At 50.4% G+C, this 22,456-nt stretch carries 18 protein-coding genes; 2 read left to right on the forward strand and 16 right to left on the reverse strand.

The annotated features are described in order from the left end of the window. The first annotated feature begins 298 nt into the window (after positions 1-298). On the forward strand, positions 299-382 hold the full coding sequence (locus BM412_RS32570) for a putative holin-like toxin (RefSeq protein WP_256256496.1): 84 nt from the start codon (positions 299-301) through the stop codon (positions 380-382). A 229-nt stretch (positions 383-611) separates the two neighbouring features. On the opposite strand, the gene BM412_RS19425 is transcribed toward BM412_RS32570, so the two are convergent. From BM412_RS19425 to BM412_RS19495, 15 genes are all read right to left on the reverse strand, one after another. Further along, the gene (locus BM412_RS19425) at positions 612-1,775 is read right to left on the reverse strand and encodes a glycoside hydrolase family 88 protein (protein ID WP_256256497.1); all 1,164 of its coding nucleotides are present in this window, start codon (positions 1,773-1,775) and stop codon (positions 612-614) included. A gap of 17 nt (positions 1,776-1,792) precedes the next feature. After that, positions 1,793-2,668 carry a carbohydrate ABC transporter permease gene (locus BM412_RS19430; protein ID WP_091222012.1) on the reverse strand — a complete coding sequence of 292 codons (876 nt, stop codon included), beginning with the start codon at positions 2,666-2,668 and terminating at the stop codon, positions 1,793-1,795. 12 nt (positions 2,669-2,680) lie between these two features. Then, positions 2,681-3,592, reverse strand: a complete 912-nt coding sequence (locus BM412_RS19435) for an ABC transporter permease (RefSeq protein WP_091222014.1) — start codon at positions 3,590-3,592, stop codon at positions 2,681-2,683. 95 nt (positions 3,593-3,687) lie between these two features. Next, complete coding sequence (locus BM412_RS19440) at positions 3,688-5,364, reverse strand: type 2 periplasmic-binding domain-containing protein (RefSeq protein WP_256256457.1); 1,677 nt, start codon at positions 5,362-5,364, stop codon at positions 3,688-3,690. Between the two features lie 206 nt (positions 5,365-5,570). Beyond that, positions 5,571-7,946 carry a helix-turn-helix domain-containing protein gene (locus tag BM412_RS19445; protein WP_091222951.1) on the reverse strand — a complete coding sequence of 792 codons (2,376 nt, stop codon included), beginning with the start codon at positions 7,944-7,946 and terminating at the stop codon, positions 5,571-5,573. A 132-nt stretch (positions 7,947-8,078) separates the two neighbouring features. Continuing rightward, positions 8,079-9,428, reverse strand: a complete 1,350-nt coding sequence (locus BM412_RS19450; protein WP_177245935.1) for an ABC transporter substrate-binding protein — start codon at positions 9,426-9,428, stop codon at positions 8,079-8,081. Further along, a complete protein-coding gene (locus BM412_RS19455; RefSeq protein WP_177245936.1) occupies positions 9,421-10,971 on the reverse strand; it encodes an ABC transporter substrate-binding protein in 1,551 nt (516 codons plus the stop codon). Before BM412_RS19455 ends, BM412_RS19450 begins: the two co-directional genes overlap by 8 nt. Then, complete coding sequence (locus BM412_RS19460; protein ID WP_371264837.1) at positions 10,968-11,570, reverse strand: RNA polymerase sigma factor; 603 nt, start codon at positions 11,568-11,570, stop codon at positions 10,968-10,970. The genes BM412_RS19455 and BM412_RS19460 overlap by 4 nt, the downstream gene beginning before the upstream one ends. Before the next feature lie 211 nt (positions 11,571-11,781). Next, entirely contained in the window at positions 11,782-12,717 is a 936-nt protein-coding gene (locus BM412_RS19465) for a TauD/TfdA dioxygenase family protein (RefSeq protein WP_091222022.1), read from the reverse strand. A gap of 224 nt (positions 12,718-12,941) precedes the next feature. Beyond that, positions 12,942-14,216 carry an MFS transporter gene (locus BM412_RS19470; RefSeq protein ID WP_091222024.1) on the reverse strand — a complete coding sequence of 425 codons (1,275 nt, stop codon included), beginning with the start codon at positions 14,214-14,216 and terminating at the stop codon, positions 12,942-12,944. Between the two features lie 25 nt (positions 14,217-14,241). Beyond that, entirely contained in the window at positions 14,242-14,658 is a 417-nt protein-coding gene (locus BM412_RS19475) for a GIY-YIG nuclease family protein (RefSeq protein ID WP_091222029.1), read from the reverse strand. 48 nt (positions 14,659-14,706) lie between these two features. Further along, the gene (locus tag BM412_RS19480) at positions 14,707-15,471 is read right to left on the reverse strand and encodes a DUF2087 domain-containing protein (RefSeq protein ID WP_091222032.1); all 765 of its coding nucleotides are present in this window, start codon (positions 15,469-15,471) and stop codon (positions 14,707-14,709) included. A 45-nt stretch (positions 15,472-15,516) separates the two neighbouring features. Continuing rightward, positions 15,517-15,906: a hypothetical protein gene (locus BM412_RS19485; protein ID WP_143111661.1), complete on the reverse strand. Its 390-nt coding sequence runs from the start codon at positions 15,904-15,906 to the stop codon at positions 15,517-15,519. Further along, positions 15,866-16,051, reverse strand: a complete 186-nt coding sequence (locus BM412_RS19490; protein ID WP_091222037.1) for a hypothetical protein — start codon at positions 16,049-16,051, stop codon at positions 15,866-15,868. The genes BM412_RS19485 and BM412_RS19490 overlap by 41 nt, the downstream gene beginning before the upstream one ends. 652 nt (positions 16,052-16,703) lie before the next feature. Continuing rightward, complete coding sequence (locus BM412_RS19495) at positions 16,704-17,927, reverse strand: MFS transporter (protein ID WP_256256458.1); 1,224 nt, start codon at positions 17,925-17,927, stop codon at positions 16,704-16,706. A gap of 235 nt (positions 17,928-18,162) precedes the next feature. On the opposite strand from BM412_RS19495, the gene BM412_RS19500 reads away from it, so the two are divergent. Further along, entirely contained in the window at positions 18,163-19,203 is a 1,041-nt protein-coding gene (locus BM412_RS19500) for an efflux RND transporter periplasmic adaptor subunit (protein WP_177245937.1), read from the forward strand. Positions 19,204-19,271: 68 nt separating this feature from the next. On the opposite strand, the gene BM412_RS19505 is transcribed toward BM412_RS19500, so the two are convergent. Then, a complete protein-coding gene (locus BM412_RS19505) occupies positions 19,272-22,391 on the reverse strand; it encodes a beta-galactosidase, LacZ type (RefSeq protein WP_177245938.1) in 3,120 nt (1,039 codons plus the stop codon). Positions 22,392-22,456: the final 65 nt, after the last annotated feature.

Raw genomic sequence — 22,456 nt, forward strand, 5'->3', positions numbered from 1 at the left:
GTCGTTTAAGTTACTTAATACTGAGCAGGCCTGCTATAACAGTGAGAATCATCTCGAAAAAGAAATGGCCCATGTATAAATATTCATTTTCATGTATACCACATAATCCTGAAACAAAAATTACAGCTTATTTTGAAACATTTACAGCTAAAGCTGAAAAATCACAGTTGGTGGCTCCCCCCCTCCCAACTTGTACCAAATTACATATAGACACGCGAACACGCGTTCGCTTATAATGAAGAAGCGATGAATGGCTTGCAAGGGCGGTCGGCTAGTCTCCCGGAAGGGAGGTGACGCCATGGAGGTTCAAGACGCGATAACGCTGATGTTCACGTTCGGCATGTTTATTATCGCAATGCTCACTTACCTCAAAAAAAAATAGACCGCCCTCTCGCAAAGGAATGCGGTCTACTCTATAATCTCATATCCTGATACAGCCTTCCGCCCTTAAAAGCGGTTAATCGCGCCTGGAGTCGGTTGCCGCCGACTCTCTTTGCCTGTTACGTTTCTTTGCCAATATAATACCATATTTGCTCAGGAGTTGAACATATGCATTTCGTAAATGAGACCCCTTAATTGAGCAAAATGAATTTGTCTTGACTTATTGCATGCTACCAGTATAATTGCCAATCCTTCTTCACCCGAACAAGCGCTTCGAAGTAGAAGTAATCGCCCCAGATGCAGCACTCGTCGACCCCATTGCGATGCGGCTTACTGTAGACTGCGTGCAGCAGAATACCGTTTGATTCCGGGTTACCCACAGTGGTGTATCCTTCTGCTAACGACTTCAACATGTGCAAAGAAGCATTCTCGTACCTGCGTCGATTATCATTCGATAGCGGCAAATACTTCGAGAGCTCCAATAACCCGCATGCAGCGATAGCCGCTGCCGAGCTATCCCGTTCTTCGTCGTTGCCCTCTGTGAACATTAAATCCCAGTAACACACGTAATCCGCCGGAAGACGGTCCAAGTAATAATTCGCCGATCGTTGTCCGACATCGAGTAATTCACTTCTTCTGCTGTACTTGTAGCTAAGCGGGAAACCGTACAACGCCCAAGCCTGTCCGCGCGACCAGCACGATTCGTCAGAGAAGCCTTGTGCCGTCTTGCCATACCGCGGTTCCCCTGTCTCTACATCCATATAGAACGTATGGTAGCTAGAGTCATCGTCCCGTATCAAGTAGGCAGCTGATTGCCGAACATGGCTGTCCGCCGCCTTATAATACCGTTCATCGCCGGTCACTTCGGAAGCCCAATACAACAGCGGAAGGTTCATGCAGCAGTCGATAATCATTCGGCCTCTTTCGTCCGGATTGTTAAGATTGCCCCATGCTTGGATTATACCCGCTTGATCCCAATACCGCTCAAGCAGTAAATCAGCTGCCTGAATCGCCAAACGTTTCGCTTCTTCATTGCATGTCAGTTTATAAGCGGATACGCATGACAGGGTGTAGAGAAAGCCCAGATCGTGCATGTCCGTCTGAATCCGCTCTTCCAACCGAATCTTGTAGCTCTCGAGCTGATGCTCCGCCGCAAGTCGGTATTTAGCATCGCCGGTCACTTCATAAGCAAGCCACAGCATCCCCGTCCAGAATCCCGGCGTCCATTCGATGTTCTCCCATTCCTCATACCGGTGATCGACGCTCGCCGGCGATGGGAATGTATCCGTAAATGTCAGCATATTCCGATCGATCTGGGACAACACATATTGAATTGCCTCTTCAATGAAAGCTCGGTCAATTCCAAGTTCCTCAATCGCCACATGATTTCGGATTTGGTTCAATGCTATCACTACTCCTTAATTGCCCCGATCATCACGCCTTTGACAAAATACCGCTGCAGAAACGGATACAGACAGATAATCGGCAGAGACGAGACGATGATGGTGGCATATTTAATCGTTTCACCAATGGCGTATTTATCATTGGCCCCAGCATCCGTCATCATGGAATCCGTGTCATTGGCAATGAGAATCTCCCTAAGAACGAGCTGCAGCGGGTAGGCCTCCCGATTGCGCAGATAGACGAGTGCGTTGAAGAACGAGTTCCAATGCCCTACCGCATACCACAAGATCATGACCGCTACCACGGGCATCGATAACGGAAGGATGATCCGAAACAGAATCGTCCAATCATTGGCGCCATCCATACGGGCAGACTCATCCAAGCTGACCGGAATACCTTGAAACGCCGTGCGCATGATAATCATATTAAACGTATTGATCGCCGTCGGAATAAGCAGCGCCCACATGGAATTCATCATACCGAGCTGGTTTACAAGCAGGTACGTCGGGATCAATCCGCCGTGGAACACCATCGTCACCACGATAAAGAACATAACCGCATTTTTGAAATACAAGCTCGGTCTGGACAAGACATACGCGCCAAGCGCGGTCATGAACAGATTGATAGACGTGCCAAGCACCACGTACGTCAGCGTATTCCGGTACCCTCTGATAATCATCGGATTATCGAATACCGCGCGGTAAGCGTCCAGATCAAAGCCGGTCGGCCGAAACAGAATGCCGCGATGCTGGATAAAGGATGTCGCCTCGCTTAGCGAAGCGAACAGAACGTATAAGAAAGGATAAAGCATAATCAAACAAAGGCCGCTCATCAGTATCGTATTGAAGGCGCCAAACGCTCTCTCCCCGGAAGTCGGTCTCATCTCTTGCTCTCCTCACCACAGTTTGTTCTCGCTGAGCCGTTTAATAATCGAATTAGCGCTCACGATCAGAATAAAGCTGACAACGGAATTGAACAGACCGACAGCGGCCGTGAAATCGTAGCTCGCTTCCATAATTCCTTTGCGATACACGTAAGTGGAGATGACATCCGCAGTCTCATACGTAAGCGGATTGTACAGCAGGAGCACCTTCTCGCTGCCGACCGTCAGCAGGTTGCCCATGTTCAGAATAAACAAAATCACGATCGTCGGAGCGATCCCCGGCAGCGTGACATGCAGGGTCTGCTTCCATCGGCTTGCGCCGTCCATACGAGCGGCTTCATATAATGTTGGGTCAATCGAAGCCATGGCTGCCAGATAAATAATCGAACCCCATCCGACTCCCTGCCAGATGCCCGAGGAAACATACAAGAAACGGAACCAGCCCTCTTCCTTTAAGAAATCAATCGGCTCGATACCGAAAACACCGATGACTTGATTAATGAGACCGGTGCGGCTTAGAAAATCCACCATCATTCCGGCTACGACAACGATCGAAATAAAATGAGGCAAATAAGAGACTGTCTGTACGAATCGCTTGAACAGAACGCCTCGAATTTCGTTAAGCAGCAAGGCCAGTATGATAGCCGCCGGAAAGCCAAACAACAGCTCATAGAGATTAAGCAGCAGCGTATTACGGATAAGCCGCCAGAAATAAATGCCATGAAAGAAGCTCTCGAAATGATCGAATCCGATCCATTTACTTGCCATAATACCTTTTGCAATCGAGAAGTCTTTGAACGCGATTTGCAACCCATACATCGGTCCATAATGAAAAAGAAGATAATAGGCGATTACAGGGAGCGCCATTAAATAGGCCGCCCAATTGCGCTTCCAATCGGCCCGGATTGTTCGTAGCTGCGTCATCGCTTCAACCTGCCTATCTATTGAATATTAAGAAGCAATCAGGGAGATGAGCCCATCCTTCATCTCCATCTCCCAATGCCGGCCGCAGCAGAGGATTACCGTTTGTTAAACCGTTCGAGTGCCGCTTGTTCGATTTGAATGGCCTCTTCAATTCCCATGCTTTGGATCTTCTTGACGTATTTATCGAAGTTCTCGATCGGCTCCGCGCCCATGATGAACTTAAGCAGCATCTCATCCCGGTAAGTCTGAATATCCGTCATGATCGAAGCATACTTCCCGCTTTCCTCCTGCGTCGGCGATACGAGCGGCATTTTGCGTTCAACTGTCGCCGTGGACCATACATCGAGGGCATTCTTCTGCTCAGGCAGCACCAGATACTGCATTTGGAAATTATCGCTCAGCACGAATGGCCCGCTCCACGTCGAGCGCGTAAACTTTGCCATCGATTGTTGAATGGATACGCCGCCCGGCGGATTAAGGATGTCTTGCGCGAGCACCGCTTTGCCATTCTCCATCTTGTAGCTGACGCCCTCTAGTCCATAGTTGAACAACAAGCCGCCTTCTTCGCTGTAGGCATAATCAAGCCATTTGACCGTATCAATCGGATTCTTGTTGCTCGTCGTGATGGCAGCCCCATATCCGTTGAATGCAAAATCCTTTTGCCCCCAGATAGGCGTATCGCCGGCTTTCAATACCGGATAAGGAGCAGCCGTCAGTTTAAAGTTGGGATCGGCGTCCTTCATGAGATTCGTGTACTTGGCAATTCCGCCGCCGTTATACAGATCGGATGCGCCGAGCAGGTTCGTCGTCATTTTGTTATCGAACAATTTGCCGTTTGGTGCAGCAAAATCTTTATCCAGCAGGCCTTCCTCATACCATTGGTTCATGGTCGAAAGAAACTCTTTGAACTCCGGTTGGATCGGACCGTATTTCACGGTGCCGGCATCCTGATAGAAGCTATAATTAATTCCCCATGCGCCAAGGAACGGAGCATCGGTATTGAGCTGATCTTTATCGATATAGAACGGAATTTCATCAGGTTTACCATTGCCGTTCGGGTCTTTTTCTTTAAACGCCTTCAGCACGTTGTACCACTCATCAATCGTCGTTGGCACGGCCAGACCGAGCTTATCCAGCCAATCCTTGCGAAGAGCCGGGCCGAAGAACACTCTGACTTTATCATCGCCGCGCAGGAACGGGAACGCATAGATGGTACCGTTATCCGTCATGATTTGTTTTTTCCAGTCCGGATGCGACTCCAGCAGGCTTTTCAAATTTGGTGCATATTGATCGATGAGATCGTTAAGCTTGATGATTTTACCGTCTTCAATCGCTTTCTCCGGCCCGCCCGGGTATCCCGCTGTTTCGGTCGCCCAGCCTGTTTCAATGACATCCGGTAACTCGTTCGTGGCAATCATTAAGTTGAACTGCTCTTTAGCCTGCTGCGCGTCGAGCGGAGGATGCTGGAATTCTACCTTTACGCCTGTTCGTTTCTCCAGCTCTTTGTACATTTCCATTTCAGCATACGTTTTCATCTGTGCGGAAGCTGCCGTGTGATTCGCTACCCAATACGTCATCTGCGTCATTTGGGGCTGCTCTGTTGCATTGCCGGTTTGAGACGACGAATCGGTTGCTGCATTATTCGCATTCGCGTTCGTCTTAGATGAGGTATTGTCCCCTTCTTGATTGTTGCAAGCGCTGATCGATGCTGCGAGCGCTGCTACCAGTATGAAGGAGCTTGCTTGTTTCATCTTTCTTTGTACGGCCTTCATTGGCTTGCCTCCCTTAGATTTGGCTTGAGTTGTTCACTCGCTCTCAGTGTAGATGGGCAGAAGGGAGCTTGAATACTTTCACCTTTTCACTTGCACAGTACTTTCGTAAGAAAAATCGGCGACCATAAAACAAATCAGTCGAGATGAAAAATCATCAGTACTGTCTGCTATATCAAAAAAATGAGCAAACCCGCCAAGGCTGCTCATTAATTGTCCGAACCGGTTTTATCATGCAACAGCATCTCCCGGTATTTGCCCGGTGTCACGCCTTCGAGCTTCTTGAACGCCCGGATGAACACAACGTCATTCTGATAGCCGACCATCTGCGCGATTTGGGCGTTGGTCAGCACCTTGTCTTCCATTAATCGCTTCGCGCGTTCCATTCGTTTACGCGTAATATAGTCCATCAGGTTCTGTCCATGGTTCTTCTTGAAGAACGTGGAGATGTAGGGTGGTGTCAGGTTGAAATGGTTTGCGATCATCGCCAAACCCAGATCAGGATCATCCAGATGGGCATCCGCCATTCGGATAATTTCCTTCAGCAGCTGTACCTTGTGATCCGACCGATCCACTGTGTAAGAACGGGCAAGCGTTTCGTACAGCTCATTGGTTTTCAAGCGCATGCCTTCCACCGTCGTGTAGCTGAAGACCGTTCGAATCGGATCGAATTCCACGCCGAATTCATCTTCCAGGTTCGTGTTCGTGGAATTCAATATTTTGATAAGGGTGCTTGTCAGGTTGAAGAATAGACATTTGCCAAGTTCCGGTGAGATATGTGTTTTATTGAAGTTCATCGAATAAATCTTGTCCAGCAGCTTCTCGACGTTATCCCAATCGCCGCTTCTCACGAAGTTGATCAGCTGGATCTCGATTTCGAGCGGATAATAGAAATGCTGCTTCTCGTCCACGATATCTTGGAAGTGAATAATGGATTTGGTCCCCATAATGAGTCTGTACTCCAGTGCCGCAACGGCTTCCGGATAGGAATCCCGAACCGCCTTCTGTCCCTGATGGATGCCTCCTGACGCTACAGTGAGATCGATATGGAACTTGTCCGCGGCCATCCCAAACAACGTTTGAGCAAATTGACGAATATCGGCTTCGGCGATCTCCCCATCCACCGCATCCAAATTAATCAGAAAAGCAAGGCTGTCCCGATTCAACTCGACGGAATACCCTCTGTGGGGATGTCCGATCAAATCAACGCCGATATTGGAAACGATAAACCGAGCATGAGCCCACTGCTCCTCGGATCGTTCCTCTTCCATCCCCTGTATGCCTTCAATCTGGACGAGTACGACTGTAAATCGATCACTGATAAACGCGAGATCCATGAAACGAAGCTTCTCCGCACGATCCGCGGAAACGTCGACGTCCACATAGCCATGCATGAGGCGGGATAGATAGTTCGCGCGGATGAATGGCGTTTGCTGCGCAAGTGCATGACGCAAGTTTTTCTCATTATGAATAGAGCCCGTAATCGTTTCCCGGATAAACTCGTATTCATTAATGGCATGGCGTCCGATCATTTCTTTGCCATTCAAGATCGTGCTGATCATCTTCTGAAGAGGCCTGTAATTTCGGTAAGCCCCGATCGAAACCGCAAACAATCCTGCAATGACACAGAAAACGAATAGTCCCGTCGACCAGTTCTTGATTTGATTGACCTGTTTCATAAACACATCATTCGGGGTCACAGACAGGTACTTCCAACCCGCTTCCTGCGAGGAGGTGAAGGATACCATTTGATCCACGCCGTCGATCCGGTATTCGAATGGTGCATGTTGATTCTTCATGAGCTGTAGAAGCTCAGGCGGAAGCGGCGTATCATTCGTACTCATAATGGTGCGGTCCATCGCGTCGATGATATAAATCTCACTATGGCTTGCCGATTCCAGCTGCGCGAACAGCTGTTTCACTTGCTCAACATCAATCAACACGAAAATATGGCCGAGTCCATCGGAAGGGGAGAAATAAGGAAGGGATTGCGCGTAAACGACGACTTCCTTCGGAATATACTCGGCATTGGTAGAGGTACCCGACCGAGCAAGCGCTGCCGCTGGCAAATAAGTCATGGTTTGATCATTCAGGAGTAATTCTTCACGCCATCGCTCGTATGGCAAATGATTATAGGTGTAGTAAGTGGAGTAGAACGTGCGAGAATCGGTAATGAGGTCGTCTTTCACAATCATGTCGCTCTTCGTAAAATGAACATAATAATCGAATATAAAGTGACTTACCAATGTACGATACCGGCGCATCTTATCGTGCAGCTCTACGAACGTATATTTATCGGAGCCGTCGGCATCAGGCGGTATCTTCAGCATGTAATCCAGCTTCGGGTCAAGCGCAATCTGACGCATCAGATTGTCCACCTCGGAGAGCTTCTGGTCGAGTGATAAGCGCAGCTGCTCCAGCATCGCCGTATTGGAACGGGTTGCATTCGACTTCATGCTCTTCTCTACCTTGGCATACAAGAAAAGTCCCATTGCCAGCGGAATCAACAAGATGAGCAAATTCGAGATAATCATCGTTGTTAACGCGCTCTTGCGGCCACCGATTTGTAATAAGCGTAACGGCATCTTCAATTCGGCAGGCCCCCCATGTGAAGAGTTATTTAATTTTATATTAATTCATCCCTCCCAAAAAAGCATCCAACTATTGAACGACCCGTCGTCACCCCACTTTACTTCTGCTAGATTTAGAGGACCCAACTATCCTTTCGGTTTCGCCGCTTCCAATAATGCTTGTCCTTCCTTCTGCACGGCCGCGATACATTCGTCTACGCTCTTCTCGCCATTAACGGCTGCTTTCACTTCACGATCCTGAAGCTGCTGAAACAGTTCCAAGAATTTAGGATCATACCCTTCGAGCGAATAGCTCTGATCGATGCTCGGAAGCGTCTCATACAGCTCCGCCAGCACCGGGTCATGATCGTAGCTCATATAGGACCTGCGCGTTGGCATGCTGTACGCGTCCTGAATGCCTGATTTGGCCTTCGCCACATAATCACTCAGCATGAACTCGATAATTTGCCATGCCGCATCGGCATTCCGGGCACCTGTCGGGATCGCCATATAATCATAAACGCCAAGATGGACAGATCTGCTCGTATCGATGGAGCTAACCGGCGGCGTAACCTTACCCGTTTCGAACTTCATTCCTTTGATGCTGTTGTAACTGTCGATCGTCATCGCAGATTTTCCTTGCTTAAACAAATCCGCTTCATTCACGGCATCTTCGTCGAACATCAAAGTACCATTAACCATATCCCCTTTGACATCCTGCATCATGAAGGTGCCATTCTTATAGAGATTCACGACGGTCGCGAACAGATTGCGCCAAGCAGGCGTGTCCACAGTTACTTTACCGGTTTGGAAGCTGTAAGACTGGAGCCCCTCTGAGCTGGACAGACTGAGGAGCAGGCTGTGCGGCATACTGCTAAACGGCTGATGATAGCCTACTACCCCATCCTTTCGGCTTCCTGCTTTCGCAAATTGGCCGGCCAGCTGCATGACATCCATGATGGTCATGCCGTTCCGAGGCAGCTCTACCCTATACTTGTTAAACAAGTCCGCGTTGTAATAGAGAACCGAGGCTTGAAAGGAAGAGGCGAGCGCGAATAAGTTCCCGCCTCCCTCACGCTTGATTTTATCAACCATCCCTGGATAGAAATCATCTGCTTTCATCCCGCTTGCTTGCAGCCGCACCGACAGATCTTCCAATACGCCATGAGCCGCCAATTCAGGGTATTTGCCGGAGTAGCCGAGCAATACAAGATCCGGCTTCTCTTCTTTCAGCTTCTTCTCGTACTGCTCCGTCGATATGGGTTTAAAATTCGGTTCCATCTCGATAAGCTCAACTTGGAAATTCGGGAAAGCAGCGGTTACGAAATCCCCGATCGTAAAGGGATAGCTGCTCTTCGTAGACAGCGCTATCCGAATGACTTCTTTCTCGTTACCGCCTGCAGTCCGATCATCTGCCATACAACCGCTTAGCAGGGAACTAACCGCCAGTAAGCAGATGAAGCACATGAATGAAACGCGACGTATTCCACTACTCATGTGACTGATCCCCTTTTCCTGCCAGCCTCGCTTCCAGCGTGCTTTGCAATTCCTCAAGCGCTGCATCAACCGACTTCGATCCTTTCACAATGGCTTCCATCTGTTCGCCGCCAAGCGTGGACAAGGCGGCGTCCAACTCCACCTTCGCTCGATTGTCGAAAGCCATTCTATAACCCTCAGCTGCTTTTGCCGGATCAACCTTATTCTCATAGAATGCTTTCCAGTGCTTGCTGTCCTTCTCATCCATGACCGACTGATCAGCTAATAAAGTAGTGTATAGCTGCGGATTCTCAAGCCCACTACGCCAAGTGCCGCTTATAATAAACGAAATCAGCTCCCAGACCGCATTATCTTGGGTTGAAGCCGCATTGATCGCATACACGGTATTCGTGCCCAAGAATGACAATTGGTTCGTGGCGGACGCGTCCACGCGAAGCGAAACTGTCGCCCAATTTACTTTCATAACGCCCTCGAACTTAAAATTCTCCAAGTTCGAATAGTAATAGCTAGGTGCAATCTTCATCGCTATTTTTCCTTGAGCAAACGCATCATTCTTGCCCATATCCTTCATCATGATGCCGTTCTTGCCGACATCCAAGGGCTTCTGCTGCGTAATCCAGCCTTCCCGGTAGCCGGCCGCAACCGATTGCCAAACTTGTTTCCATGCATCGGAATTAACGGTAGCCTCCGTTTTGCCTTCATTGTCTTTACTAAAGGTCTGCAACCCGGATACTTGTCCGAAGAATTGGGTCAGAGCAAATTTATTAGTGATGTTCAATGCGTCGAGTCCGCTAACCCCCGTACCTTGGAATCGTTTGGCAAGCTGCATAATCTCCTCCGGCGACATCTCGCCTTCAGGCAGCGGTATCCCCTGCTTCGCAAAAGCATCTTCATTAATATAGAGAGCCATCGTGCTAAAATCTGCCGGCAATCCGTATAACTCGCCGCTTCCGCCAAGCTGCCGCAGCAGCTCAATGATTGGAGGATATAAGGTACCCAGCTCAAATTTATGTTCTTTCACAATCGTATCCAATGACTTGAGCTTTCCGTCTGCCGCCAGCTCCTTAAACAGTTTCAACGGAAGCTGCAGCATGTCCGGCTGCTCCTTGTCCATCCAGGCTTTAAACAGATCGGGATCATTATATAAATCTCTTGGCGCATCGATCATATTCAGCTTCACGGAAGGGTGACGAATAATAAACGGCCGCTTAATCTGATATTCTATGCTGCCATCCTGCGCAAACTGATGGATGTTGATCGTATATTCCCCGTCACTCAGCGGATCACCGCGAAGTGCGGCCGGAATGTTCTCCGCCGAATTCGGCTTCAGCAGCTGCTTCACATCATCGCGGAACCACCAGCCGCAGCCAAGCAACAATACGATGCTCATCAATGCTGCAACCGCGCGGTACGGTGACCTTCTTTTCTCATTTTGCATAAGAATGCGCTCCCTCACTTTATGCTCCAGTTCTGAGGTGAACCCATTCTTCACGGGAGGTTTCCCTGCAAGCTTCTCCTCCCAGCTGTTCAACGGTTCCTTCATGTCCATTCTTCCTCCCCAGTCCACTTCGCTTCTTGGGTAAGACTGCGATTAACTGCAGCTCGCGCACGATGAAGTCTCGACTTTACCGTACCGACTGATACGTGGAGCATGTCCGCCATTTCTTGCATCGAAAGTCCATAATGACTGTTCATCAGCAGCACTTCCCTCAGCTTCTGCGGCAGCTTCAAGACAACCGCCCATAGTTCCTCGGTCATCAGCTTATCGAAGCTTTCCCGCTCCGCCGAGGGCGAAGTTTGCTCTTGTGGACGGACGAGCCCTCCGAAGAAGGTCACGCGTCTGATCCATGCCGACCGCAGCACGTCGCGCGCCGTGTTGCGGGTAATGGCCAGCAGCCATGTTTTGATCGACGATTGCCCGCGAAATTCATAGAGCTGTTGAAACACCTTTACGAATACATCTTGGGAAATATCATCGGCCAGCTCTCTGGAACGCGTATAGAAAAAAGCGAAATTCCAAACGTCTTTGCCGTATGCCGCCATAAGCTCATTCAGCACCGCATGCCGGTCTAAGCCGCCTGTTACATGCTTCAAGTAATCAAACTGCAAGTCGTTCACCTCATCAAGTAGACGATAGAGCACCGGAAAGGTTCCCTATTCTGTCCGGAAAATAGAATCTATAATTTCGCATGCGCACAGTTGGTATAAAGTACCATCACATTATACACACCTAAGAGCGGCAAGTAGAGTATATTTTCTGCAAACAGAAAGAAGCCGCGGCAACGAGAGCTGTTTCCAGCATCTCGCCATCCGAGGCTCCCAGACTTCAATCGGTGTTAATCGCTATCGGTTCTTACGCAGACTCTCCCACTTGACTTGCCGGTCCTACCTTCTTGCGGGTAACGCTCTTCCGACCATCAATGCTGACCGGCACATCGCCATCGACCGTGACGCGGCGCACAACACGGTGCTGATCGCCGTAATCGTTAACCGCATAATGCTGCGTTGCCCGGTTATCCCAGATAACGACATCGCCTTCCGCCCAGCGCCAGCGCACCGTATTCTCAAGTTTAGTCACATGATTTTGCAGCAGCGAGAACAATTGGGCCGAGTCTGTGGAAGACAACCCAAGGATACGTTTCACAAAATGACCCAAAATTAGCGTCCGCTCCCCTGTCTCCGGATGTACCCGAACGAGCGGGTGCTCCGTTTCATATAACGTGGACACGAATACTTCGCGGTATCTCGTCTCCGCCTCCTCATCAATAGGCTTACTCCGATAAGCTGCATAATCATATTCATTGGAGTGGACTGCCCACAAGCCATCGACGAGCTTCTGCAGCTCCGCAGGCAAATTGTCGTAGGCCGCTGCCGTGTTCGCCCAGACCGTATCGCCACCGAACTCCGGAACAACGACTGCCCGCAGTATGGAAGCTTGCGGGTAAGCATCCACGAAAGTAACGTCGGTATGCCACGAATCGGCACGACCGCCATGATTGGAATTGAGCTCCAACACATAATCGGTTCCTTGTTTGATCGGCACCGTCGGGTGAGCTACCGGATCACCAAGCAATTGAGCAAAAGCTTCCTGCCCCGCATCATCGAGCTGATGCTGCCCGCGGAAGAAAACAACCTTATGCTTCAGCAGCGCTTCTCTAATGAAGCTGACCGTTTCTTCATCTAAATGGGAAGAGAGTGTAACCCCTCTAATCTCCGCGCCGATTCTGCCTGCTACCGGACGTACCTCGAATGATTGACCAATGCTTTCATTTTGTTCTACTTTGCTCATGGTATTGCCTCCTTGGATTGGATTTGGATTTTTCGAGCCTCCATCGGATTTCAATCTGAACAGGAAATAGAGATAAAAAAAAGAGACGCACTCATCTCTCGATGATTGGTCTCTCCGGTAATCCGGTGGAACAAACTGTTCTTTTCCTATCGATTTACTTTGATTTATACATGATATTACCTGTTGACCCTTTCGATGTCAACAGGTAATTGGGAAATTTTTCTTCAAGCCGATATACTTGTTGCTGCCGGCTCAGGCGCCTGCTGCTTAAAGAGCGGCATCAGCGACAGCACCCCGGCTAGCATTAATAATCCGGACAACGTATAAATCGTGGTCAACGGAAGGATTGTCTTCAGTGGTCCGGCCAATGCCATCATGAGCACCATCGCTCCCATATACATTGGACCTAATGTACCGCTGACGCGTCCGATAAATTCAGGCGCCGACCATTTTAGCATAATCGTATTGATCGAGATGTGGACCATGGGAAAAATCATGCCCATGATCAACTGCAGACTGAGCGTAAACGGTACGTTCATGGAATAACCAACGCCGACTGTGCCAACCGCGCTTACGCCCAAGGCGAGCGCCAGCATTTTGACCGGAGACATCTTCTTCGACACGACCGTTATAAAAGCACCGCCGATTAACATACCTATTCCGCTAATCATGAGTACATATTGCAAAAATTCCTTCGGCTGCCCAAGTCGTTCCGTCACGACAAACAGCCCCAACGTTTGCGCAATACCGCCCGACAAGCCTGCCAGAGCAAAAGTAATGCACATGGTTCGAAGTACTCTGCTGCCCCATACATAACGAAGGCCTTCCTTCATTTCCGTCATGACGGAGGTTGGCTTCGCTTCCGGATCTCGTCGCATGATCGCTTTGTCTTGCGGGAGTCGGAACAGGATTAGTGCGGATAAGAAACTTGCAACTCCCATAACGCCAATGGAGACATGAATGCCGAAGTTTTGGTACACGATCGTTCCTACGGATGGCCCGGCAATTAAGAACACCGCCATAAGCGTTTGGAAGATGCCCATCGCGCTTTGCAGCTGCTCCTGCGGCACGTGCTGCTTAAACAGCTTCATCGATGAGGGTGCCGAGAATTGAGATAACGTTGCAGATAAGAAGGTGGCAAAATAGACCGCGGCCCATGATTCATACACAAGTGCGATCAGCACCAGCACTACGGATGCGGCCGACATGAGATCGCACCATATCATCGTTCGCTTCGGAAGCCAGCGGTCCGCGAAGGTGCCTCCAATGAAGGCGAATAGAAAAATCGGTGAAAATTCCGCTACGGAGATAAGCGAAACCGCAATGGGATCATTGTTCGTTTGATCGGTCACATATAGTAGGATGGCGAAATTTCGCACCCATATTCCAATTTGCAGCATAATATTCGACATGAGGATCGTTTGAAAAAAGCGGTTCCGCAGCAGCGGAGTATGGGAAGTTGTATCCGCAGCTGCTCCGGCCGCTTGATTAGTATTCATTTGGTTCATAACTCCTTATTCGGTTCTATTTGGGCGGACGGTTGTAACCGTTCGGCTCGTACGGCTGTAATTGATCCAGCCACTTCTTCTCCAGCCGCTTGAGGGAATCGCGGTAGTTCATCAAGGCATTGCGATCGACGATCTCCGTGCCTGGAATGAGCGTATCTTTATAATCATTTCGCACCTCTTCGCCAAGACTGAGCTGCTCCAATACCTCATATCTGAAATCTGCCCCTGCTTGCGCTCTGTACTCCTCTTGAAGCGCGGAGTTCATGTGGCCGTTCATGTCGAGCGAGAACTTCTGGCGCGTCCATGCCGAATCAAGTGTCGGCGATGAGGCGATATAACGTTTGCCATTCCGGTCATTGATGATCTGAAACACGCCCATCGCGCGCTGCTTCATGCCATATTCGTTTTGTAATTCCTTACGTCTGTTCATCATTGTAAACTCCTCCTTCAGTCTTTCCCATTCATGTTGCTCTGTGTCTTCTTACAAGTTGAGCCAATATACGCTTCCGTCGCTCTCGCGGTCCAGAAAACCATAGTCGACCAAGTATCTTCTCAACGTCACGTAATCTTCCGCCATGAACCGCTTAAGCAGCTCGTTGACCTCAACTTCCTTGTACTTGCGGCCTTTCTTGAAGCTGGTTGCAACGTGGCGAAGCAGTGCTGCTTTCCGTTTCTCCTTACGCGGCAAACCCGTGAGCGGCCCAGCCAATCCTTGCGGCAGATACTTGTTCAGCAGCGCTTTATATTCATCATGCGTAATGGCAAAACGCTCATCCACCAATGGTGCTGTACGGTGCACAGGCACAAATTTAGCACCTTGCGCAAGACCGCCGTCCATCAGCTCCATGATGGCAAGAAACAGCTTGGCCTGCTTCGCTTTCTCTTTCAGCGCAAAACGGTGATTTCGGATGGTTGACGCGCTGCCGCCGCCGGTTTGCTTCACAATATCTGCATCGGAAGAGCCGGAGGCGAATGCACCGATCAGTTGCTTCTGCAAGTCGGTTAGACCCGTTGCTTTCTTGTCTAGCTCGAGCAGATATTGAAGCATGGATCCATGTGCGCTGCCAATATGTTTAACGACTGCTTTATGAGCTTCCATCATCCGTTTATCGACGGTGTAGATGATTCCCTCTTCAAATTGTTCCCCGCAAACTAAGCAGTAATAGCTATCGGATTCCGCGTGGTACACATATCCTTGCTTTAGCTCGCTCAGCGATGCTGTATAAAAGGATTCTGAAATGTCCATAACAAACAACTCCATCGTTCGTTTAATAATTACCTAGATAATATATCATTTTGTTTGGTTTATTTCAATAAACGTTTGTTGCCACATCTTATGTCGTTGCTTCGACGTTGCTTCGCCAAAGAGCGGTAACCAGTTCCTCTCTTGATGCTGCTTCGTCGTTGCTTCTCCAGAGAGCGGTAACTGGTTCCTCTCTTGATGCTGCTTCGACATTGCTTCGCCAAAGAGCGGTAACTGGTTCCTCTCTTGATGCTGCTTCGACATTGCTTCGCCAAAGAGCGGTAACTGGTTCCTCTTTGTCGCCTGCATCGACGTTGCTTCGCCAAAGAGCGGTAACCAGTTCCTCTCTTGCAGCGGTGATTGGTGAATATAAAAAAGAATGACGATGATCCAAACTTTAAGCTGCCGCCGCATGCTTAAAGCCTCGATCATCGTCATTCTTCGGATACGCATATTTCCGTTTATCCGGCTTCACCCTCGTCACAGGCTTCACACCGTTCCAATTCCCTCTTTGCATTCTTGGATCCATTCCGCCTTGCTGCAGCTTCTTCTCTCGCTGCTTTCTCGCCGTACTCTTCGCCATGCGATATGCACGCTCCTCTTATTAAGTTATGGCCGCCCGTTGCTAACAGCAACCTACGGCTCTTCTCTAGCTTATACGATTGGCACGCTATGTTTCAAGGGGCGGATGCGGGTTGTCGATTGTCCATCACCTCCGATTGACCGCGCCTTCTAGATGAAATATTGCTTTCTGTGCTACATTTCAGTAGTTAATGAGGTACTTTGCAGAAAATGTTGCGCTTATTTCAACATTCTTGCCTCCATATGCTTTTCTTCCACACATTCTCCTGAAAATGTTGCAAAACGGGCAACATTTAGCTGTAATCGGCCTTGAAATGGTTATTATGTTGCAAATCCAGCAGCATTTCTAGCATGCGCCCAGAAGCAAAATAAAAAGCTGCCCCACAAGTCGCATCGCGCGCCTGCGGGACAGCCTAGTTTCATGCCCATCAGGCATGCTCATGCATCTCATTAACGCCTGCCTCTACGCCCATCGGGCATGCTCATGCATCTCATTAACGCCTGCCTCTACGCCCATCGGGCATGCTCATGCATCTCTTAAACGCCTGCCTCTACGCCCATCGGGCATGCTCATGCATCTCTTAAACGCCTGTCTCCATGCCCATCAGGTATGCTCTTTACCGCTTCTTCCCATCAGGCATCGCTATACTAGCTTACGCCGTCTCGCGGCGATCGGGCGGCAGCATGATCGCCAATAAGCCGATCATCGGGAGGACGCTGGAGTAGTTCATCACCTTCGTCAGCCCCCAAGCTTCAGCCGCATGTCCCAGGATGATGGCGCCGAGCGCTCCCATGCCGAAGGCAAGTCCCGTAATGAGCCCTGACGCCATGCCGACGTTGTTCGGGATGAGCTCCTGCGCGTACACGACGCTGACGGAGAAACCGGACAGCAGGATGAAGCCAAGCACGAAGCTTATCGGATACACCCACCCGATAGACAAATGCGGCAGGAGCAGCGCGAATGGTGAAGCACCGCCGATCGAGAACATAATCATCCGCTTGCGGCCGAACTTATCGGCAAGTACGCCGCCGAAGAACGTGCCGAGCACGCCTGCTGCCATGAAGATAAAGATCGGTACTTGCGCTGCCTTGGTCGACAGCCCATATTTCTCTACGGCGAAGAAGTTATAGAAGTTCGAGATGCCGCTGAAATACCACGATCGGGAGAATACGAGCAGAATCAATATCGTCATGGCAAAAATAATGACGCCGCGGCTTTGACCTGCCGCGCCGTTCTGAGTTGCTGTTTTAGCGGATTTCTTAACCGGCCTCCCGTGCTGATCCAGCTGCCCTTTGTACCAAGGGACAACACGCAATAGAATGGCGATAGCCGCAGCTGCCAGTAACGTCCCCCAGATCGCGCCCGGCTGACCCAGCGGCAAGAAGATAAAGATCGTCATCAGCGGAGCCAGCGAGCTTCCTGCATTGCCGCCAACTTGATAGATGGATTGCGCCAGCCCTCGGCGCCCTCCGGCTGCGAAATAGACGACTCGCGAGCCTTCCGGATGGAATACCGCCGAGCCGAGGCCGATAAACACGACGGCTCCGATTACGGAAAGGAAATTCGGTGCATAGGCTAGTCCGGCCATTCCGAGCAAGCTAAGCCCCATGCCGATCGGCAGCATCCAAGGCATCGGCCGTTTGTCAGAGAAGTATCCCACGACAGGCTGCATGACGGAGGAAGTCATATTCAGCGTAAAGGCGATCCAGCCCATTTGCCCGTAGCTTAGATGAAGTGATTTTTCAAAGACAGGAAACAGTGCGGATACGACGGCCTGCATCGTATCATTCAATAAATGCACGGCACTGATTGCAAACAAAATGATGTACAGCGTACCGGTTTGCAAAACGGCCGTGCGTGGTGAAGCTGTAGCCAAACTCCCCAACCACCTTTCTCCATGCAACCTTACCGCGATGCGATAAGTTGAATCCTAGTCTACCTGCAAACCTTAGCATAATCGCTTCGAAGTGACAATTATCCATTCTTAAGCAAAATTCCCAACTAATATTTGGAAATGTAATCGTTGACATCGCTATACAGTGCCGTTATTCTTTACATAGTAGTGACGCTTGTCCTTCCAATAAGTGCCCATTATGAGGGGAGATTATCTCGTGCCGAAGTTCCGTAATCGTACTTCCATTTCATTGCTGCGCATGTCACTCATGGGATCGCTAGCCGCTCTGATACTCAGCAGCTGCTCCTTGCTTCCTGCTGAAGAAGAGTCGCTTCAGCCCCCTATTCTAAGCAAGAAAGAAGAAATTCACGAAACAGAAGCCGTCAAACGCGGCAATATGGAACTCTATTTATCCTCTACCGCAACCGCTTCTTCCGATACGAATCAATCCGTCTCGTTCCCGGAATCCGGCGAACGCTTGAAGAAGCTGTACGTGCAGCCCGGAGATACCGTGAAAGCCGGTTCACCGATTGCCGAGCTCGATACCGGGGATTTGCCGCTCCGGATCAAGCTACAGGAGCTTACCGTTGAACAGCGCTCGCTGCGTTACTCCGATGCCGTAAAGGGCGGCGATGTGGAAGAAACCAAACTCGCCCATATCGACTTGGAGAAAGAACAGCTTCAGCTCGATGCCCTGCGCAAACAGTATGAGAAGTCGCTTCTTGTTTCTCCGGCAGACGGAATCATTACGTACCTGAATGAGCTCAAGCCGGGCGAAACGGTAGAAGCGCTGCAGACGATGGCAATCATCTCCAATCCGAATAAAGTCAATTTCATCTACGAGGCAACGGACGCTTCCAAGATCGCCGCTGTGAAGAAGGGCATTGAGGTTGACGTCACGGTCGATAAGAAAACCTACAAGGGAACCGTTATCCAAACGCCTGCAACAGCACCTAAGAGCGATGTCGATACGATCAAACGACGCAATGCAAGGGCGCTCATCATCGCGCTTGATGCACCGAAACCACAGGTTGAGATCGGTACTTTGGCTGACATTAAGCTGTTTATCGAGAAACGCAGTAATGTCCTCATCATCCCGCGCGGCAGCTTAAACAGCATGTTCGGCCGCAATTACGTGAAGATCATCGAGAATGATCGGGTTAAAGAAGTCGACGTTGAAGTCGGTCTCAAGACTAGTGCTGAGGTCGAAATTAAAAAAGGAATCGATGAAGGCACGAAGGTCATCGTCGATAACTAATAACAGAAGCGTCCCGTGCGCTTGGTGTATGAACTCCATACACCTTGCAGCACGGGACGCTTTTTTACTTATTTGCCTTGCAGAGTGAAGGAGAATGCGTACGTCTTGTTCGCTTGCAGCAAATATTGCGGATGCGGCATCGCGCCCCAGCTGTCATCCCCGCCTACGCCCATTTGCTTGTAGTTGATGCGTACAACCGTCTTCTCGCTGGCCGGCAGCTTATAAACATGGTCATGCGCTTCCAGCTCAAAAGGGGTATATGGCAGCACGTTCAGTTCAAACGAAGGTGCGCCGGTGATATGGAGCGTCGCTCCGGAGCCGTTGCCAATTGCTGCACGGCGTACGCCCATCTTGTTGCCGCACTCTTGCGGACGCAGATAGGGAACGAATTGCTCGGCCGGTGTGCCTTGGTACAAGCCGAGCTTCGCGCTGCCTTGGCGATCCCAATACGATTCGTGCGGCCCTTTGCCATACCACTCCAGGTTCTCGAAGGAGCCGTCCATAACGAGCATCATGCCGATTTCCGGAATTTCCGGAAGGCCCTCCCCCGGCGCCAGCTGCTGCAGCACTTGAATCGCACCGTTGCCCATGACCGTGTACGTGATGGAGCAAGCCGATTCCACTGTCGTCGGCAGCAGATACTCCGCATGCACGATTACGCGGTCGGCCAGCGCCTCATAGCGAAGCGCATGCAGCACGCGTTCTTCGCCGGCACTCCGCCAAGTCGCGCAACGTTCATGATGCTTGTTGCCGCGATCATTGTCGGTGTACGCGCGCCAGAAGTTAGGCGCAAGCGCGCTCTTCAGCAGCTCCGTTCCACCAACCTTGTAGGATACGAGGCTGCCGGTTGTTTGATCGAAGCATGCAGAGAAACCGGCCCCTTTCACTTCCAACACATCATCGAGTTCTTTCACTTCCACAGCACCGCTGCTCTCCGCGCGTACAGAGCCCGCAAGCGCCTGCTTCGAAGCGGCAAGGACAAATTGCTCGAACGCCACTTCATGACCGGCAGCGGCCCATTCTGCAGCCGCTGTCGTGACGAAGCTGATCGTTAGGACAGCTTCCCCCGCTTGATTCTCACGAACCGGCAACGGAAGTGTAATCTCCCCAGCTTCGCCCGGCGCCACGGATACAATCAGGCTGCCCTCAGCTGAACGTACACCATCAATTGCAACCAACCACTGCAACGTATAGGCATCCAAATTCGTGAACAAGTTCTTGTTCTGAATCCGATACAGCCCTTGTTTGCCGTCCACTTCGGTAATAGCAATATTTTGGTAGCATTTCTTCACTTCCAGCAGTTTAGGCGAGATGGAACGATCCGCGAAAATCAACCCGTTGCCGCAGAAATTGCCGTCATGCGGCTGTTCTCCGAAATCTCCTCCATAAGCCATATAGGAGACGCCGTCTTCGCCGGTCGTCCAGATCGCTTGATCCACCCAGTCCCAAATAAATCCGCCTTGCAGCACCGGATGCTTGTCGAACAGCTCCGTGTAAATATGCAAGCCGCCGCAGGAGTTGCCCATGGCATGACTGTATTCGCATAGAATATAAGGCTTCTTCGGACGGTGATCGTGAGCATACTCAGCCAGCTTATGCGGCTTCGCGTACATGAAGCTCTCCATATCCGTCGCATCTGCCGATTCTCTCCACATGGTTACGCCTTCATAATGAACAAGACGCGACGGATCTGCTTCGCGAAGGAAATCATGCATTTTGACAAAATTGTCGCCGCCGAAAGATTCGTTCCCGAGCGACCAAATGATGATGGACGGATGGTTCTTATCCCGCTGCATCATGGAGTTGGCCCGATCCAGCACATTGGCTGTCCATGCCGGGTTACTGGCCGGCACGTTGTGCGGCAGCAGCTCCATTTGATCGTATGCCCAGCTGCCGTGCGTTTCAAGATTCGTCTCGTCGATAACGTACAACCCATATTGATTGCACAGCTCATACCAGAGCGGATGGTTCGGATAATGCGAAGTGCGGACAGCATTGATATTATGAGTTTTCATCAATTTGACGTCCGTAATCATATCCTCCAGCCCCAGCGCACGGCCGGTATGACAAGAGAATTCATGACGATTGGTTCCTTTGAACACGATGCGCTGCCCGTTAATGAGCATGAGCCCATTCTTGATTTCAAACTTACGGAAGCCTGTTTGGGTGCTGATCGTCTCGAGCTGCTTCTGCTCGGCATCCTTCAGGCTGATGACAAGCGTGTATAGGTTCGGCTGCTCTGCGCTCCACTTGAGCGGATTGGCCACTTGCACGGAGGCTTCGATCTCGACTTCCGCTTCGCTGCTGCCAAGCGTTGTGGTTACCACGATAGGCTGTGCCAGAACCGGCTGTCGCTTGCTGTCATACAATTGCGCTTCGACCGTTACCGTCCCGAGATCCGCTTCCCAGTAGTTCATGATGGTTGCTTTCAGTTTCAGCTCGGCATCGCGGTACGCATCGTCAAGCTCTGTCGTGACGAAGAAGTCGTAGATATGCGCTTTCGGCGTCGTATACAAATATACTTCACGGAATATCCCGCTCATCCGCCAGAAATCCTGATCCTCGAGCCAGCTGGCATCGCACCAACGATACACTTCGACGGCCAGCTTGTTGTCGCCCGCACGCAGATAAGGCGTAAGATCGAACTCAGCAGGCGTAAACGTATCCTCGCTGTAACCGACCAGCTCGCCGTTCACCCAGACGTAGAAAGCCGATTCCACACCTTGGAAGCTGATAAATACAGGCTGGCCCTGCCATTCGTCAGGAACCGAAAAGCTGCGTACATAAGAGCCGACAGGATTATATTTGGTCGGGGCAAAAGGAGGCTTCAGGTCCGGCTCCGATACTTCCCACGGGTAACGGATATTCGTATACTGCGGGTAATCGTAGCCTTGCAGCTGCCAATGTCCCGGTACTGCGATTTCGTCCCAGCTGCTCGCGTCGTAGTTCTCTTCGTAGAAGTTGGCGATTCGCTTCTCGGGCGTTTCGGCGAAAGCGAATTTCCACTTGCCGTTCAGCGATAAGCTGCTGCGAGATGCATGGCGATCGCCGTTAAGTGCTTCTTCTATAGAATCGAAGGGCATCAGAGTAGCATGCGCCTTCATTCGGTTCAGTTCAAAAATTTCGGGATTATTGTTCCATTCGGGGTAACCGTTAGCCGGCGGTGTATAAGTGAATTTCGATTTCAACGCGAGCACCTCTTTCTAGTAGTAGACATCCATAAGGCTACTTTATCGGAGTTGAATCCCTATCG

The organism is Paenibacillus sp. BC26 (assembly GCF_900116125.1).
GTDB classification, from domain to species: Bacteria; Bacillota; Bacilli; order Paenibacillales; family Paenibacillaceae; genus Paenibacillus_Z; species Paenibacillus_Z lignilyticus.

Coding starts and splice junctions, on each gene's coding strand:
- BM412_RS32570 (WP_256256496.1), top strand. CDS start 299: ATGGAGGTTCAAGACGCGATAACGCTGATGTTCACGTTCGGCATGTTT.
- BM412_RS19430 (WP_091222012.1), bottom strand. CDS start 2,668: ATGAGACCGACTTCCGGGGAGAGAGCGTTTGGCGCCTTCAATACGATA.
- BM412_RS19435 (WP_091222014.1), bottom strand. CDS start 3,592: ATGACGCAGCTACGAACAATCCGGGCCGATTGGAAGCGCAATTGGGCG.
- BM412_RS19440 (WP_256256457.1), bottom strand. CDS start 5,364: ATGAAGGCCGTACAAAGAAAGATGAAACAAGCAAGCTCCTTCATACTG.
- BM412_RS19445 (WP_091222951.1), bottom strand. CDS start 7,946: ATGCCGTTACGCTTATTACAAATCGGTGGCCGCAAGAGCGCGTTAACA.
- BM412_RS19450 (WP_177245935.1), bottom strand. CDS start 9,428: ATGAGTAGTGGAATACGTCGCGTTTCATTCATGTGCTTCATCTGCTTA.
- BM412_RS19455 (WP_177245936.1), bottom strand. CDS start 10,971: ATGAAGGAACCGTTGAACAGCTGGGAGGAGAAGCTTGCAGGGAAACCT.
- BM412_RS19465 (WP_091222022.1), bottom strand. CDS start 12,717: ATGAGCAAAGTAGAACAAAATGAAAGCATTGGTCAATCATTCGAGGTA.
- BM412_RS19470 (WP_091222024.1), bottom strand. CDS start 14,216: ATGAATACTAATCAAGCGGCCGGAGCAGCTGCGGATACAACTTCCCAT.
- BM412_RS19475 (WP_091222029.1), bottom strand. CDS start 14,658: ATGATGAACAGACGTAAGGAATTACAAAACGAATATGGCATGAAGCAG.
- BM412_RS19480 (WP_091222032.1), bottom strand. CDS start 15,471: ATGGACATTTCAGAATCCTTTTATACAGCATCGCTGAGCGAGCTAAAG.
- BM412_RS19485 (WP_143111661.1), bottom strand. CDS start 15,906: ATGACGATGATCGAGGCTTTAAGCATGCGGCGGCAGCTTAAAGTTTGG.
- BM412_RS19490 (WP_091222037.1), bottom strand. CDS start 16,051: ATGGCGAAGAGTACGGCGAGAAAGCAGCGAGAGAAGAAGCTGCAGCAA.